This window comes from Pseudomonas sp. zfem004, from assembly GCF_032621715.1.
GTDB classification, from domain to species: Bacteria; Pseudomonadota; Gammaproteobacteria; order Pseudomonadales; family Pseudomonadaceae; genus Aquipseudomonas; species Aquipseudomonas sichuanensis.
Window position 1 is genome coordinate 1 of record NZ_JAVYJF010000034.1, and the last position, 14,929, is coordinate 14,929.

Sequence of the window (14,929 nt, forward strand, 5' to 3'; positions counted from 1 at the left end):
ATGGAAGCTTAACTTTCCCAAGTCGATGGCGACGATGGCGACATTGTTCATGGCGTTGCACTCCGAATAGGCACCCTGTGAAAGCTTAGGGGCTGACACAGGGTGAGGCGGGGGTAGCCATTTCATTATCTGTTTCGGGCCAGTTATGTCTGTGGAAGTACCGCTGCCCGCCTTGGTGCATGTCTCAAGTCGGGCGAGGCGCCAGTGGTGCCCACCTCAATATCGAGTCGAACCAACAAGGCGCACAGTGATGAACTTGCAGGAGTAACTGGCCCGAAACAGATGTGGGAGCTGCGGTTCGCCGCTGCGACTTGCCAGCGATGCGCCGCGCGGGCGGCGCTCGATCTCACAGGCGCTGAAAAACCCTCGCCGAACACCTGCCAGCCTCCCCAAATCCTCGAAAGGACCGCCTACCCAATCACCCCAAACACCGCGTCACATGCTTCACCGACAGATACCCCGACAACCCCCAAGGCCCGAGCTCGCGCCCAATCCCGCTGCCCTTGGTCCCGCCCCAGGACGTCTCGACGAACACCGCCTGCACCGAGTTGATCCACACATGCCCTACCTCCAACGCATCGGCCACGCGCTCGGCGCGTTCCAGGTCGGCGGAGCACACGGTAGCGACCAGCCCGAAGCGGCTGTCGTTGGCCTGCACGATGGCCTCGGCTTCGGTGACGAAGCGCCGCGCGCACAGCACCGGGCCGAAAATCTCCTCGCTCCACAGGCGGCTGCTCTCAGGCACGTCCACATACAGCGTCGGGCTGACGAACCAGCCGTCGCGGTCCAGCGCCGTGCCGCCGGCCAGGCACTTCAAGCCTTCCTCGCGGGCCTTGGCGAAGTAGCTGGCGACCTTGAGCCACTGCGCCTGGCTGGTCAGCGGCCCCATGTCCACTTCCTCGTTCAGCGGATTGCCGACGCGCAGCTTCTCCAGCGCCTCCTGCAAGCGTGGCAGCAACGCATCGGCGATGCCGTCCTGCAACAGCAGGCGCGAGGTGGCCGAGCACATCTGCCCGGCGTTCCAGGTGATGCCGGCGACGATCCATTCCACTGCCTGGTCGACGTCGCAATCGTCGAACACCACGATGGCCGACTTGCCTCCGAGCTCCAGCGTCACCGGCCGGCATTGCGCGGCGGCGGCGCGCATCACCTGGCTGCCGACGCCGTTGCTGCCGGTGAACGACAGCTTGTCCAGACCGTTGTGACCGCTCAGGGCGGCGCCAGTCTCGGCCTTGCCGTTGACGATGTTCAGCACGCCGGCCGGCAGGCCCAGCACTTCGGCGATCTGGCCGTAGGCCTGCTCGATCAGCGGGGTCACTTCGGAGGGCTTGAGCACCACGGTGCAGCCGGCGGCCAGGGCCGGTGCGAGCTTCCAGGCGCTGGTCACCAGCGGGAAGTTCCACGGCACGATCAGGCCGACCACGCCCACCGGCTCCAGACGGGTCCGTGCGGTAAAGCCCGGTGCGGCCAGTGGCACGTCGCGGTTTTTTTCCGGCAACTGTTCAGCCAGGTCGGCGTAGTAGGCGAAGGTGGCGATGGCGTCGTCCAGGTCGATCTCGGCCTCGTGGCGCGGTTTGCCGTTGTTGCGCATCTGCAGGGCGATCAACTCGTCGCGGCGCTGGCCCAGTTGCTCGGCGAAGCCGCGCAGGTAGGCGGCGCGCTCGGCGGCGCTGACCGTCTTCCAGGACGCCAGCGCACGGCGTGCAGCGGCCACGGCCTGGTCGACCTGGGCCGTGCTGGCGGCCATCAGTTCGGCGAACGGCAGGCCGTCGGATGGGTTGTGCACAACGATGCAGTCGCTGCCCTGGCCTTCGACCCAGCGGCCGTCGATGTAGTGAGAAGTGGTCATGGTCGGTTTCCAGTCAGGCCATTTCGGCGGTGGTCACGGGCTTCACCGGCGTGCTTTTGCAACGCACCCAGCGCGGGCCTTGCGGGCCGTACACGCCAGCCGGTTCGGGGAACAGGTTGAGCAGGATCAGGTACAGCACGGCGGCGATACCGAGGGTGACCGGCAGGCTCAGGTCGATGCCGCCGGCCAGCTCACCCAGCGGGCCGACGAACTGCCCAGGCAGGTTGACGAAGCACAGGCCGACCAGCGCACTGGGGATCCATGCGCCCATGCCGCGCCAGTTCCAGCCGTGGCAGAACCAATAGTGGCCGCCTTGCTGGCCACGGGTGAACACCTGCAGGTCGTCGGCATGGTAGAAGCCGCGGCGGGTGATCAGGCCGAGGATCATGATCACCATCCAGGGGCTTGTGCAGGTGATGATCAGCACGGCGAAGGTCGACACGCTCTGCACCAGGTTGAAGGTGAAGCGGCCGATGAAGATGAAGCCGATGGCCAGCACGCCGATCAGCAGCGTGGCGGCGGCGCGGCTGAGCAGGCGCGGGAACACGCTGGACATGTCCAGGCCAGTGCCGTACAGCGCCGTGGTGCCGGTGGACATGCCGCCGATCACCGCAATCAGGCACACCGGCAGGAAGAACCAGCCCGGCGAGATGGCCAGCAGGCCACCGACGTAGTTGTTGGCAGCGATGTAGTCCGGCGCCTGGCTGGCCACCAGGGTGGCGGTGCACAGGCCGAACAGGAACGGGATCAGCGTGGCCACCTGGGCCAGGATCACCGCCAGCATGATCCGCGACTTCGGCGTGGCACGCGGGATGTAGCGCGACCAGTCACCGAGGAAGGCACCGAACGACACCGGGTTGCTCATGGCCAGGATCGCCGCACCGACGAACGCCGCCCAGAAGCCGGCCTGGCCGAGGTTGACGCTGCCGGCGTAGCCCGCGTCGAACGGCCCGGCGAAGGCGAAGATGCCCAGCAGGAACAGCAGGCTCGAGGCCCACACCGCGATCTTGTTGACCCACAGCATGAAGCGGAAACCGAAGATGCACACCACCAGCACCAGCACGGCGAACAGGCCGTAGGCCAGGCCCAGGGTCAGGTCGGTTTCCGGCAGGCCGACCAGGCGCTTGGCGCCGCCGACCAGGGCATCGCCCGAGCTCCACACCGACAGCGAAAAGAACGCCACGGCGGTCAGCAACGACAGGAACGAGCCGACGATACGCCCGTGCACGCCGAAATGCGCGCCGGACGATACCGCGTTGTTGGTGCCGTTGAGCGCGCCGAACAGGCCCATCGGCGCAAGGATCAGCGCGCCCACGCCGACGCCGAGCAAAATCGCCCACACGCCGGCCTGGAACGACAGCCCGAACAGCACCGGGAAGCTGCCCAGTACGGCGGTGGCAAAGGTGTTGGCGCCGCCGAAGATCAGGCGGAACAGGTCAAGCGGGGCAGCGTCGCGTTGATCGTCGGGGATCTGTTCGACGCCATTGGTCTCGATACCGGTCGAGTGGCTCATGATGGTGCTCCAGCGCGTATGTTGTCGGCCGTCGGGCGGCCTTGTTGTGGGTGCGATGGCAGTGCGGCAGGGCCGCTTGAAAGGGATCAGGCCGGCGAGACGACCGACAGGTGCTCGTGGCAGGCCAGCCAGCGCTCGCCGTGGCGGCGGAAGACGATGGTCTCGCGCTCGTTCAGGTCGAGGGTTTCACCGGCGACGCGCAGGCGCGTGGCCACGTCGTGCATGAAGATCGCCACGTCGCCTTGCAGGCTCACCTGCACATTGCTGGATTCGCAGCCGAGCACGGCGAAGCCGTCTGCCTGCCAGGAGGCCCAGAGTTCTTCGTAGGCGCGGCGCGACAGCAGCGGTTGCGCCAAGGTGTGGAAAAGGAAGGTGGCGTCTTCGCTGAAGCAGGCGAAGTAGCGGGCGGTGTCATTGCTGGCGAAGGCGGCAACGAGGTCGGCGGCGGCCTGCCGTACCTGGAGTGTCTGGTCCACGGGAGTGGCCTCACGATTTATTGTGATTGTTGGTGAAGCGATTCTGGTGGGGCAGGGCAAGGGGACAAATCGCTGCGGGCAAATAATCAGTTCAGGAATTTGTGAACTGATGGATAGATCACCCGGCTCTGCGTTCTCAAGCCGAGCACTGGCCGTTGGAGCGGGCTTGCCCCGCGATACCGGCGTAGCCGGTGCCATCCATCGCGGGGCAAGCCCGCTCCCACGGAGCCTCTACAAATCATCTGGTTAAGAGCGCTGGATCAGGCGGACGGCTCTTCCAGGTGTAGGTACAGGTTGTCGATCAACCGAGTGTTACCCATGTACGCCGCCGCAATCACCACCAGGTCACGGTCGTCGACCTGTGCCGGGCGCAGGGTCAGTGCATGGCGTACCTCCAGGTAGTCCTTGCGGAACCCCGCGGCTTCAAGCTGCGCCTGCCCTTCACCGATCAACGCCGCGAAATCACGCTGGCCACGGCGAATGGCCTCGGCCATGGTACTGAGCACGCGGTACAGCGCAGGCGCCGCCGCGCGCTGCTCGGCGCTGAGGTAACCGTTGCGCGACGACAGCGCCAGGCCGTCTTCGGCGCGCACGGTCGGCTCGCCGATGATCTGGATCGGCATGTTCAGGTCGCGCACCATGGCGCGGATCACCGCCAGTTGCTGGAAGTCCTTCTCACCGAACACGGCAAGGTCAGGCTGGACCATGTTGAACAGCTTGCTGACCACGGTCGCCACGCCTTCGAAGTGCCCGGGGCGGCTGGCACCGCACAGGCCTTCGGACAACTGCGGCACGCTGACCCGGGTCTGCACGGCCATGCCATCGGGGTACATCTCCTCGACGGTGGGGGTGAACAGCAGGTGGCAGCCCGCCTCGAGGAGTTTTTCCTGGTCGGCGACGAGGGTGCGGGGGTATTTGTCCAGGTCTTCGCCGGCACCGAACTGCAGCGGGTTGACGAAGATGCTGGCAACCACGAAGTCGGCGCGCTGGGCGGCCTTGGTCACCAGCGCGGCGTGGCCGCTGTGCAAGTTGCCCATGGTCGGCACGAAAGCGATGCGCTTGCCCTCGCCACGGGCGCGGGCCACGGCGGCACGCAGTTCAAGGACGGTCTTGACGGTATTCATGCGCTGAACCCATGTTCACTGGCGGGGAAGCTGACGTCTTTCACGGCTTGCACATAGGCTTTGAGCGCGCTGTCGATGTCCGGCTGGCCGGCCATGAAGTTCTTCACGAACTTCGGCACGCGGCCGCTGAGGGACAAGCCCAGCATGTCGTGCAGTACCAGTACCTGGCCATCGGTGGCGCTACCGGCACCGATACCGATCACCGGAATGGCCACCGCCTGGGAGATCTCTGCGGCCAGCTCGCTGGGCACGCACTCGAGCAGCAGCATGGCGGCGCCCGCTTGCTCCAGGGCGATGGCATCGGCGCGCATCTGCCGTGCCTGGGCTTCCTGGCGGCCTTGGACCTTGTAGCCGCCGAGCACGTTGACGGTCTGCGGCGTGAGGCCCATGTGCGCGCACACCGGCACGCCACGCTCGGCCAGCAGGCGGATGGTCTCGGCCAGCCAGGCGGCGCCTTCGATCTTGACCATATGGGCGCCGGCGCGCATCAGCTGCGCGGCATTGGCAAAGGCCAGTTCCGGGGTGGCGTGGGCCATGAAGGGCAGGTCGGTCAGGATCAGCGCGCCGTCGTTGCCGCGTTTGACGCAGGCGGTGTGGTAGGCCATGTCGTCGTTGCTGACGGGCAGGGTGCTGTCATGCCCTTGCAGGACCATTCCCAGGGAATCGCCCACCAACAGGACTTCCACGCCGGCTTGGCTTGCGGCCTTGGCGAAGGTGGCGTCATAGCAGGTCAGCATGGTGATTTTTTCACCCTTGGCCTTCAGGCCATGCAGGGTGGTCAGGGTTACTTCAGGCATGTAGGGGCATCCTCGTTCAGGCGCTGTGAAAAACAACTGCGTACAACGCGTGTATTCATCAAGCGGAGCGGCACATCATCGGCTGTGATGTTCGGGCACAGGTCCGTCCGGGCCTAAATGGGTGATTGCGGCATAGTGGCGCCGCGGGACGCCTATAGTCGTGAGCGAGGTGGGGGAAGTCAATGACCCGTGTTACCGCATTGTTACGCGGTGGGTGTTACTGGCGTTACCGCCGTCTGAAACGCCCGGTTTACAGGCGTTCCAGGCCGACGAACGGGCAGTCCTGAAGCAATTGCTGCAGGCTGCGGCCATCGGCGAGGCGGAAGTCGGCGTCGACCAGCTCGGCGAGCGGGTAGAGCACGAAGGGGCGGGCGTGCATGTGGTAGTGCGGTACTTTCAGGCGCGGTACGTCGATGAGCTGGTCGCCGAACAGCAGCATGTCCAGGTCGAGGGTACGCGGGCCCCAGCGCTCCTTGCGGACCCGGCCCTGGTCGTTCTCGATGGCTTGCAGGGCGTCGAGCAGGTCAAGCGGCGTCAGCCGGGTATCGATGGCCGCCACGGCATTGGTGTAGCGCGGCTGGCCGGGCAGCAGCGAGTCGCTGGTGTAAAGCGCCGAAGCAGCCGCCAGGCGCGTATCGGCCACTGCATCCAGCGCCTGCAGGGCGCTGCGCAGCTGCTCGGCAGGCGCATCGAGGTTGCTGCCCAGGCCGATGTAGGCGCGGGTGGTCATGCTCAGTCCCACGCCTGTTCGTCGTCACGCTTGCGTTTGCCGGGGCTGCGCTTGCGTTTGCGCGGGCCGGCGCCGGTGCTGGCACCGTCGTCGCGGTTGCCCAGTTCGCGGATCATGTCGCGGCGCTGGCTGTCATTGGCGTCCTGGTAGTCGGTCCACCATTGGCCCAGGCCATCGGTTTCCTCGCCAGCGCTTTCACGCAGCAGCAGGAAGTCGTAGCCGGCGCGGAAACGCGGGTTGTCGAGCAACATGTCGGCACGCTTGCCGCTGCGGCGCGGCAGACGCTCCTGCATGTCCCAGATCTCGCGGATCGGCAGGGTGAAGCGCTTGGGAATGGCAATGCGTTGGCACTGCTCGGCGATCAGGTCGTGGGCCGCGCCATTCATGGCCGGGATCGGCGGTACGCCTTGGCTCTGCAGGTGCAGCGCGCGGCCTGGCAGGGCGGGCCAGAGCAGGGCGGCGAAGAGGAACGCAGGCGTGACCGGCTTGCCCTGCTTGACGCGCAGGTCGGTGTTGGCCAGGGCCTGGCTGATCAGCGTGTGGGTGTAGGTCGGGCGCTCTTCCAGGGCATGGGCACTGGCAGGGAACAGCGGGTCGAACAGCTCCAGGTCGACCAGCATTTCGAAGGCCAACGCGCCCTGGCCGTTGAGGAACAGCTTGAGGGTTTCTTCGAACAGCCGTGCCGGCGGGATCTCGCGCAGCAGCTTGGCCAGCTGGCGGATCGGTTGCACGGTGTGCTTTTCGATGCCGAAGTTCAGCTTGGCGGCGAAGCGCACGGCGCGCAGCATGCGCACCGGGTCTTCCTGGTAGCGGTGCGTCGGGTCGCCGATCAGGCGCAGCAGGCGGTTGCGCACATCGTGCACGCCGTTGGCGTAGTCGAGCACGCGCTCGTTGACCGGGTCGTAGTACAGGGCGTTGATGGTGAAGTCGCGGCGCTGCGCGTCTTCCTCGAGGGTGCCGTACACGTTGTCACGCAGGATGCGGCCGCTGGCATTGTGCGAGGAGCGGTGGCTGTCGGCCTGGTCCTCGTCCGAGTGCGGGGCACGGAAGGTGGCGACTTCGATGATCTCGCGACCGAAATGCACGTGGACCAGCTTGAAGCGCCGGCCAATGATGCGGGCGTTGCGGAACTCGGCGCGCACCTGTTCGGGGGTGGCGCTCGTGGCGACGTCGAAGTCCTTGGGCGTGATGCCCAGCATCAGGTCGCGCACGCAGCCACCGACCAGGTAGGCCTGGTAGCCGGCCGCCTGCAGGCGCTCGACGATGCCCACGGCATGGCGGCTGAACTGGCTGCGCTGCAGCGAGTGCTGGCTCTTGTTGATCACTTCAGGCGTGGTGCGCCTGTGGTGCTGGCCGGGGACCGGCGGGCGGAACGACTGGAACAGCTTCTTCAGCATGGGATGCACTGTTTGAAGGAATGTTCGGCCAAGGATAGGAGAATGGCCGCATGATGGGCGGGGATTCTAGCATTTACTGGGGGAATGGTGTAGGCGGCGTGCCAAGGGGCGTGGCAGACGCCCAGAAACGACAATGGGGAGCCGAAGCTCCCCACCAAGTCGTTGTGTGCTCTTATTGTTTTTCTGCTGGGCTTCTTGTTTTTGTTGAGTGCCCTGTTCACAAATCTCGAAGCTTGTGAACGACCCCTAAACCAGGGGTGAAGAGCAAACGGATTGCTTTGGTCGCCGAGATGATGCTGATCTTTCGATCCAATCAGTGCAGGTGCTGCATTTGAGTGCAGTTTTTGTTGTTCTCTGTCTGATCGTGGGGCAAGCCCCAAACACAGCTCCTCTCCAAAAGAATCAGTTAGCTGCGCCTCCGCCGTCTTGTTTTTATTGTGCGTGAGCCGTTTCGTCTTGTTCTTATTCTGAGTTGCAGTGCTTGTTATTGTTCTTGTACCAGACATATAGCAGATGCCGTGCCAACTTTTGAAAAGCCAATGAATCCGGGGGGTTCGTCGTTTCTGGCAGGCTTTGCAGGCGGGCGAATGTGGAAATTTCGTTACCTTAAGCCTCGGTGGCTGTTACGCCTGAAAGCCGAGGTAACAGATTTTTGCGGGAACTGATCTGTTACCGCGTGTTCCCCAAAAGCATCGCGGGGCAAGCCCGCTCCCACGTTTGGTGCCCCATCTGGAGCAGCTGGCGTGGGAGCGGGCTTGCCCCGCGATAGGTTTCGTTGAATCAGTTGTCGCTGGTGGCGTTGCTCTTGCGCCGCGGAATGCCCAGGCGCTGGCGACGCTCCCACAGGCACTTGCGGCTCACGCCCAGCTTGCGCGCCAGTTCCGTCTCGGTCATGTGGTCCTGGTGCTCCAGGACGAAGTGCTGGAAGTAGTCCTCCAGCGACAGGTCTTCGGTGGGCTCGTGGCTGGCGTTGCCGGCACCGTTGCTGACCAGGGCGGGCAGGTGGGCCAGGCCATCGACCTCTTCGAGGTCGCTGAGCTCGATGTCTATGCCCAGCAGGTCGGCCGAAATCTCCGCGCTCTCGCTGAGGATCACCGCGCGCTCCACGGCGTTCTCCAGCTCGCGCACGTTGCCCGGCCAGCTGTAGTGACGGATGGCCTGTTCGGCTTCGTGGGAGAAGTGCAGGTCGTCGCGGCCGATGCGCGCGCTCTGGCGGGCGAGGAAGGTGTCGGCGATTTCGTTGACGTCGCTGCCGCGCTCGCGCAGGGCCGGCAGCTTGAGCGCAATCACGTGCAGGCGGTAATACAGGTCTTCACGGAACTGGCCGGCCTTGGCCAGGTTCTTCAGGTCGCGGTGGGTCGCGGCGATCAGGCGCACATCGACCTTTTGCGACTGTACCGAGCCGACCCGGCGGATCTCGCCTTCCTGCAGCACACGCAACAGGCGGGCTTGTGCCTCAAGCGGCAGCTCGCCGATCTCGTCGAGGAACAGGGTGCCGCCATCGGCCGCTTCGACCAGGCCGGCACGGCCGGCACTGGCACCGGTGAACGCGCCTTTTTCGTGGCCGAACAGTTCGGATTCGATCAGGGTTTCCGGGATCGCCGCGCAGTTCACCGAGATCATCGGTGCCTTGGCCCGGCGCGAAAGATTGTGCAGGGCGCGGGCGACCAGCTCCTTGCCGGTGCCCGACTCGCCCTGGATCAGCACGTTGGAGTCGGTGGGCGCGACCTTGCGGATCTTGACGAACAGGTCCTGCATGGGCGCGCAGGAACCGATGATGCCGATTTCGCCATTGGCGGCTGCGGGGCTGGACTTGTCCGCGCCGGCCTTGCCATTGGTGGTGCGCGGTTCGGCGATTGCTGTTGCGGCCGGCGCGTTCTGCCGGTCACGCAGGATGCGCGCGACGGCTTGCAGCATTTCGTCGTGGTCGAAGGGCTTGGCGATGTAGTCCACCGCGCCCATTTTCATCGAGTCCACCGCCGAGCGCAGGCTGGCGTAGCTGGTCATGATCAGTACCGGCGTGCCCTGGCCAAGCTTGATCAGCTCGGTGCCCGGGGCGCCGGGCAGGCGCAGGTCGCTGACGATCAGGTCAAAGGTGGCGATGCTGAAGCGTTCCTGGGCTTCCTGCACCGAGCCGGCTTCGCTGACCTGGTACTGGTTGCGTTCGAGCAGGCGGCGCAGGGCCGAACGGATGATGGTTTCGTCTTCGACGATCAGAATGTGCGGCATTGATTCAATTCTCTCGACGGTCTCGAATTACAGGGGACGTCGCTACGACATGCCGGGGCAGGGTCACGCGGATCCGGGTACCACGTTGGCGCTCGATGTCGGCCGGGCTGTCGATGGTGATTTGCCCATAATGCTCTTCCACGATGGAATAGACCAGAGCGAGCCCCAGTCCGGTTCCCTCGCCTGGGTCCTTGGTGGTGAAGAAGGGTTCGAACAGGCGGTCCATGATGCTTTTCGGGATGCCGCTGCCCTCGTCCTCGACGATCAGGTCGACGGTGTGATCGCTGACTTCGCTGCGCACGCGCACGGCACTGCCGGCCGGGGAGGCGTCGCGGGCGTTGGACAGCAGGTTGATCAGCACCTGGGCCAGGCGCTGCGGGTCGCCCTCGGCCCAGTGGTCGGGGTCGCAGAGGTTGAAGAACTGTACTTCGAAATTGCGCCGGTTCAGCGCCAGCAGACCAATGGCGTCCTGCGCCACTTCGGCGAGGCACACCGGCTCCTCGCTGTTCTGCTGGCTGCCGCCGGCATGGGCGAAGCTCATCAGTGACTGGACGATGCGCGACACGCGCTTGGTCTGTTCGAGAATCTGGCTCGACAGCTCGATGATCTCGCCATCGCCCTCGCGTTCTTCACGCAGGTTCTGCGCAAGGCAGGCGATGCCGGTGATCGGGTTGCCGATCTCGTGGGCTACGCCTGCGGCCAGGCGGCCGATGCTGGCCAGGCGCTCGGAGTGCACCAGCTTGTCTTCCAGCGCCTGGGTTTCGGTGAGGTCCTCGACCAGCAGCACCAGGCCGCTGTTGCCCGGTGCCAGCGGCTCGTCGATGGCCGCCTTGTGCAGGTTGAGCCAGCGTGGCTGGCCATCGAGGGCCAGGCGCTGCTTGTGCAGGTGCTCGTCGGGTACGTTGATGAAGCCCTGCAGCAGGCCGCGCCAAGGCTCGGCGATGGTCACCAGGCGCGAGCCGACCACGTGCTTGGCGGCGATGCCGGTCAGCTCTTCCATCGCCTTGTTCCACATCAGGATTTCCTGGTCCTTGGCCAGCGAGCAGACGCCCATGGGCAGCTCCTGCAAGGTCTGGCGGTGGTAGCGGCGCAGGGCGTCGAGCTCGGCGGCGAGGCCGGTCAGGCGCGAGTGGTAGTCCTCGAGGCGGCTTTCGATGAAGTGGATATCTTCGGTGACGTAGTTTTCGTTGCCGGACTTGTACGGCAGGAAGGTCTCGACCATGTCCTGCGCCACGCTCGGGCCCATCAGGCCGGAGAGGTTGGCTTCGATGCGGTCGCGCAGGCGGCGCAAGGCGTAGGGGCGGCGCTCGTCGAACGGCAGGTAGAGGTCACGCAGGGCCTGCTCGACTTCCTTCTGCGCGGCCTTGGCGCCCAGTGGCTTGGCCAGTTGGGTGGCGAACTCCTGGGGCGAGGCGGCGTGCAGCTCGCGGCGTTGCGGGCGACGCACGTTGTCCACCGCGCAGGCTTCGGCGGCACTGACTTCTTCGCTGCTGGCATTGGTGAACAGCGAAATCAGGGTGAACAGCAGGACGTTGGCCGCCAGCGAAGCAATGGCCGCCATGTGCCAGCTGGTGTCGTCCAGCACGTAGATCATGTCCAGCAGCGGAATGTAGAAGCCCTGCAGGTTGCCCAGCAGCGGCAGCAGCATGGTCACCATCCACACCAGCATGCCGGCCAAAAGGCCCGCGATGAAGCCGCGGCGGTTGGCGGTCGGCCAGTACAGCACCGACAGCACGCCGGGCAGGAACTGCAGGGTGGCGACGAAGGCGACGATGCCGAGGTTGGCCAGGCTCTGGTGGTTGTTCTGGGTCAGGTAGAAGACGAAGCCGGCGGTGATGATGGCGACGATCAGCGCCCGGCGGGTCCACTTCAGCCAGCGGTAGATGTTGCCTTCGGCCGGTGGCTGGTACAGCGGCAGCACCAGGTGGTTCAGAGCCATGCCCGACAGCGCCAGGGTGGTGACGATGATCAGCCCGCTGGCGGCCGACAGCCCGCCGACGTAGGCCAGCAAGGCCAGGGCCTGGTTGTTGGCGGCGATGCCCAGCCCCAGTGTGAAGTACTCCGGGTTGGTGCTGGCGCCCAGGCGCAGGCCGGCCCACAGCACCAGCGGCACGGCCAGGCTCATCAGCAGCAGGAACAGCGGCAGGCCCCAGCTGGCGCTGACCAGCGAGCGTGGGCTGAGGTTTTCGGTGAAGGCCATGTGGTACATGTGCGGCATGACGATCGCCGAGGCGAAGAACACCAGCAGCAGGGTGCGCCACGGGCCCTCCTGCAGTGGTGTGTGCAGGGCGGCGAGGGCGGTCTGGTTCTGCAGCAGCCACACTTCCAGCCCGTGCGGGCCACCGAACACGCCGTACAGCGCGTAAAGGCCGATGCCGCCCAGGGCCAGCAGCTTGATCACCGACTCGAAGGCGATGGCGAACACCAGGCCCTCGTGCTTCTCGCGGGTGGCGATATGGCGCGAGCCGAAGAAAATGGTGAAGAGGGTGATCAGCGCACAGAAGGCGAATGCCACCCGCGCCTTGACCGGCTCGCCGGTGAGGATGCTGATGGAGTCGGCCACCGCCTGTATCTGCAGGGCCAGCAAGGGCAGCACGCCGATCAGCATGAAGATGGTGGTCAGCGCGCCGGCCCAGGTGCTGCGGAAGCGGAACGCCAGCAGGTCGGCCAGCGACGAGAGCTGGTAGGTGCGGGTGATCTTGAGGATCGGGTAGAGCAGCACCGGTGCCAGCAGGAACGCGCCGGACACCCCCAGGTAACAGGCGAGGAACCCATAGCCATACTGGTAGGCCAGCCCCACCGAGCCATAGAAGGCCCAGGCGCTGGCGTAGACGCCCAGCGACAGGGTGTAGGTCAGCGGGTGGCGAATGACCGAGCGCGGGATCAGCCCGCGTTCGCTGATCCAGGCCACGCCGAACAGCACCAGCAGGTAGGCGGCGCTGATCAGGATCATCTGGGTCAGGCTAAAGCTCATCGGCATCTCGTTGGCTCTGCAGGATGAATGTGACGACGATGAGGATCAGCCAGAGCAGGTAGGGGCGGTACCAGGCTCCGGTCGGCTCGATCCACCAGTCCATGATGGCCGGGGAGAACAGGTAGATCCCCACGACCAGAAGCAGGACCAAACGATAGATGTACATGCTGGCCTCGAAGGTTGGGCGCTGCGGGTTTGGACTTATTATTGGTGCAAATGGCGCAGGCGATGCTAGCGGGTATCGGTGGGGTTAGCCAAGGGTTTGAATTTGCTGGGCTTTTGAACTTGGTTTCGCTTGTTCTGGCCCTATCGCGGGGCAAGCCCGCTCCCACGCAGACCGCATTGCTACCGTGGGAGCGGGCTTGCCCCGCGATGGCCTCACCGTATATCGGCTTCGGGCACCGTCATCTGCCGCGCAATATTCTCCGGCCGCCACTGCTGCCGCGCCACCGCCAGCACTTCGGCCGGGCTGGCGCTCACCAGCGCCGGGTCGGTCTGCTGGCCCAGCGCGCGCAATGCTCGCAGCAACAGCGGCGTGGCCTGGTCCGGCTCCAGCGGCGGCGAGCGGTACGACTTGCCCAGCTTGTGCCCGTCGGGCTGGACGATCAGCGGGATATGCAGGTAGCGCGGCTGCGAGAAGCCCAGCAGCTCCTGCAGGTAGAGCTGGCGCGGTGTATTGTCCAGCAGGTCGGCGCCGCGCACGACATCGGTCACCCCCTGCCAGGCATCGTCCAACACCACGGCCAACTGGTAGGCGTAGAGCCCGTCGCGGCGCTGGATGACGAAATCGCCCACTTCGCGCCCCAGGTGCTGCTCGAACCGGCCTTGAACCCGGTCATCGAAGCGGTAGATCAGCTCCGGCACCCGCAGGCGTATCGCCGCGCCTTCGCGGGCATGCCCGGCATTGCGGCAAAAGCCTGGGTAGATGCCGTGATGCCCCTCCAATTGCTTGCGCGAGCAGGTGCAGGCATAGGCCAGGCCCATGTTGAACAACCGGTCGACGACGGCAGCATAGGCGTCGTGGCGCTGGCTCTGGCAAACCACCTCGCCATCCCACTCCAGCCCGTAACGTTCAAGGGTCTGCAGGATGGCATCACGGGCGCCGGGCATCTCGCGTGGCGGGTCGGTATCCTCCATGCGCAGCAGCCAGCGGCCGTTGACGGCGCGGGCGTCGAGCCAGGAGGCGAGGGCGGCGACCAGCGAGCCGAAGTGCAGGTAACCGCTGGGCGTGGGGGCGAAGCGTCCGATGTAGGGGGCTGGGGTCATGGGCTGTGCGGGCTATATAAATGAAAACGGGGCGTATCTGATGTGGGAAGGGGCAAGCCCGCTCCCACAACCAATACGCCCCGTCTTTTAGGGATTCGGATCAGCCTTTGCCGACCGTCTTTTCCTTTTTCTCGGCGATTTCCTTGCAGTCGAAGCACAGGTCCGCGGTCGGACGGGCTTCCAGGCGACGCAGGCCGATTTCAATACCGCAGGACTCGCACCAGCCGTAGTCTTCGTCGACGATCAGTTGCAAGGTCTTGTCGATTTTCTTGATCAGCTTGCGCTCGCGATCGCGGTTGCGCAGTTCCAGGGCGAACTCTTCTTCCTGGCTGGCGCGGTCGGCTGGATCGGGGAAGTTGGCTGCCTCGTCCTTCATGTGGTCCATGGTTTTGTCGACACTGGCCATGAGCTCCTGCTTCCAGCCGTTCAGGAGCTTGGTGAAGTGGGCCCGCATCGGAGCGCCCATGTACTCTTCACCCTTGGTTTCCTTGTACGGCTCGACGCCATAGAGCGTTTGACTGGCTTTTTGCTTTTCTAGGGTGGACATGAATAGACCGCCTCTCACTCATCTGAT

12 protein-coding genes are annotated in these 14,929 nt (G+C 65.1%); all 12 read right to left on the minus strand.

Annotation, left to right across the window (positions count from 1 at the left end):
- Positions 1–418: 418 nt before the first annotated feature.
- Complete coding sequence (locus RTH46_RS24775) at positions 419–1,849, minus strand: aldehyde dehydrogenase family protein (RefSeq protein ID WP_316906864.1); 1,431 nt, start codon at positions 1,847–1,849, stop codon at positions 419–421.
- A gap of 13 nt (positions 1,850–1,862) precedes the next feature.
- Positions 1,863–3,362, minus strand: coding sequence for a purine-cytosine permease family protein (locus RTH46_RS24780; protein WP_153788458.1), 1,500 nt, complete (start codon positions 3,360–3,362; stop codon positions 1,863–1,865).
- 86 nt (positions 3,363–3,448) lie between these two features.
- The gene (locus RTH46_RS24785; RefSeq protein ID WP_153788459.1) at positions 3,449–3,838 is read right to left on the minus strand and encodes a YybH family protein; all 390 of its coding nucleotides are present in this window, start codon (positions 3,836–3,838) and stop codon (positions 3,449–3,451) included.
- Between the two features lie 260 nt (positions 3,839–4,098).
- Complete coding sequence (gene panC, locus RTH46_RS24790) at positions 4,099–4,962, minus strand: pantoate--beta-alanine ligase (RefSeq protein WP_316906865.1); 864 nt, start codon at positions 4,960–4,962, stop codon at positions 4,099–4,101.
- Positions 4,959–5,759: a 3-methyl-2-oxobutanoate hydroxymethyltransferase gene (panB, locus tag RTH46_RS24795; protein ID WP_153784935.1), complete on the minus strand. Its 801-nt coding sequence runs from the start codon at positions 5,757–5,759 to the stop codon at positions 4,959–4,961. Before panB ends, panC begins: the two co-directional genes overlap by 4 nt.
- A gap of 250 nt (positions 5,760–6,009) precedes the next feature.
- Complete coding sequence (folK, locus tag RTH46_RS24800; protein WP_153784934.1) at positions 6,010–6,489, minus strand: 2-amino-4-hydroxy-6-hydroxymethyldihydropteridine diphosphokinase; 480 nt, start codon at positions 6,487–6,489, stop codon at positions 6,010–6,012.
- A 2-nt stretch (positions 6,490–6,491) separates the two neighbouring features.
- Positions 6,492–7,886, minus strand: coding sequence for a polynucleotide adenylyltransferase PcnB (locus tag RTH46_RS24805; RefSeq protein WP_153784933.1), 1,395 nt, complete (start codon positions 7,884–7,886; stop codon positions 6,492–6,494).
- Positions 7,887–8,666: 780 nt separating this feature from the next.
- Complete coding sequence (locus tag RTH46_RS24810) at positions 8,667–10,115, minus strand: sigma-54-dependent transcriptional regulator (RefSeq protein WP_153784932.1); 1,449 nt, start codon at positions 10,113–10,115, stop codon at positions 8,667–8,669.
- A gap of 4 nt (positions 10,116–10,119) precedes the next feature.
- The gene (locus tag RTH46_RS24815; RefSeq protein ID WP_167409865.1) at positions 10,120–13,095 is read right to left on the minus strand and encodes a sensor histidine kinase; all 2,976 of its coding nucleotides are present in this window, start codon (positions 13,093–13,095) and stop codon (positions 10,120–10,122) included.
- Entirely contained in the window at positions 13,079–13,255 is a 177-nt protein-coding gene (locus RTH46_RS24820) for a hypothetical protein (RefSeq protein WP_003250005.1), read from the minus strand. The genes RTH46_RS24815 and RTH46_RS24820 overlap by 17 nt, the downstream gene beginning before the upstream one ends.
- Positions 13,256–13,467: 212 nt before the next feature.
- Positions 13,468–14,355 carry a tRNA glutamyl-Q(34) synthetase GluQRS gene (gene gluQRS, locus RTH46_RS24825; protein WP_153784931.1) on the minus strand — a complete coding sequence of 296 codons (888 nt, stop codon included), beginning with the start codon at positions 14,353–14,355 and terminating at the stop codon, positions 13,468–13,470.
- 100 nt (positions 14,356–14,455) lie between these two features.
- Entirely contained in the window at positions 14,456–14,902 is a 447-nt protein-coding gene (gene dksA / locus RTH46_RS24830; protein ID WP_153784930.1) for an RNA polymerase-binding protein DksA, read from the minus strand.
- Positions 14,903–14,929: the final 27 nt, after the last annotated feature.

Bases quoted from the DNA above. Each gene is read 5' to 3' on its own strand.
- RTH46_RS24775 (WP_316906864.1), bottom strand. From the start codon at position 1,849: ATGACCACTTCTCACTACATCGACGGCCGCTGGGTCGAAGGCCAGGGC.
- RTH46_RS24780 (WP_153788458.1), bottom strand. From the start codon at position 3,362: ATGAGCCACTCGACCGGTATCGAGACCAATGGCGTCGAACAGATCCCC.
- panC (WP_316906865.1), bottom strand. From the start codon at position 4,962: ATGAATACCGTCAAGACCGTCCTTGAACTGCGTGCCGCCGTGGCCCGC.
- panB (WP_153784935.1), bottom strand. From the start codon at position 5,759: ATGCCTGAAGTAACCCTGACCACCCTGCATGGCCTGAAGGCCAAGGGT.
- folK (WP_153784934.1), bottom strand. From the start codon at position 6,489: ATGACCACCCGCGCCTACATCGGCCTGGGCAGCAACCTCGATGCGCCT.
- RTH46_RS24805 (WP_153784933.1), bottom strand. From the start codon at position 7,886: ATGCTGAAGAAGCTGTTCCAGTCGTTCCGCCCGCCGGTCCCCGGCCAG.
- RTH46_RS24810 (WP_153784932.1), bottom strand. From the start codon at position 10,115: ATGCCGCACATTCTGATCGTCGAAGACGAAACCATCATCCGTTCGGCC.
- RTH46_RS24815 (WP_167409865.1), bottom strand. From the start codon at position 13,095: ATGCCGATGAGCTTTAGCCTGACCCAGATGATCCTGATCAGCGCCGCC.
- RTH46_RS24820 (WP_003250005.1), bottom strand. From the start codon at position 13,255: ATGTACATCTATCGTTTGGTCCTGCTTCTGGTCGTGGGGATCTACCTG.
- gluQRS (WP_153784931.1), bottom strand. From the start codon at position 14,355: ATGACCCCAGCCCCCTACATCGGACGCTTCGCCCCCACGCCCAGCGGT.
- dksA (WP_153784930.1), bottom strand. From the start codon at position 14,902: ATGTCCACCCTAGAAAAGCAAAAAGCCAGTCAAACGCTCTATGGCGTC.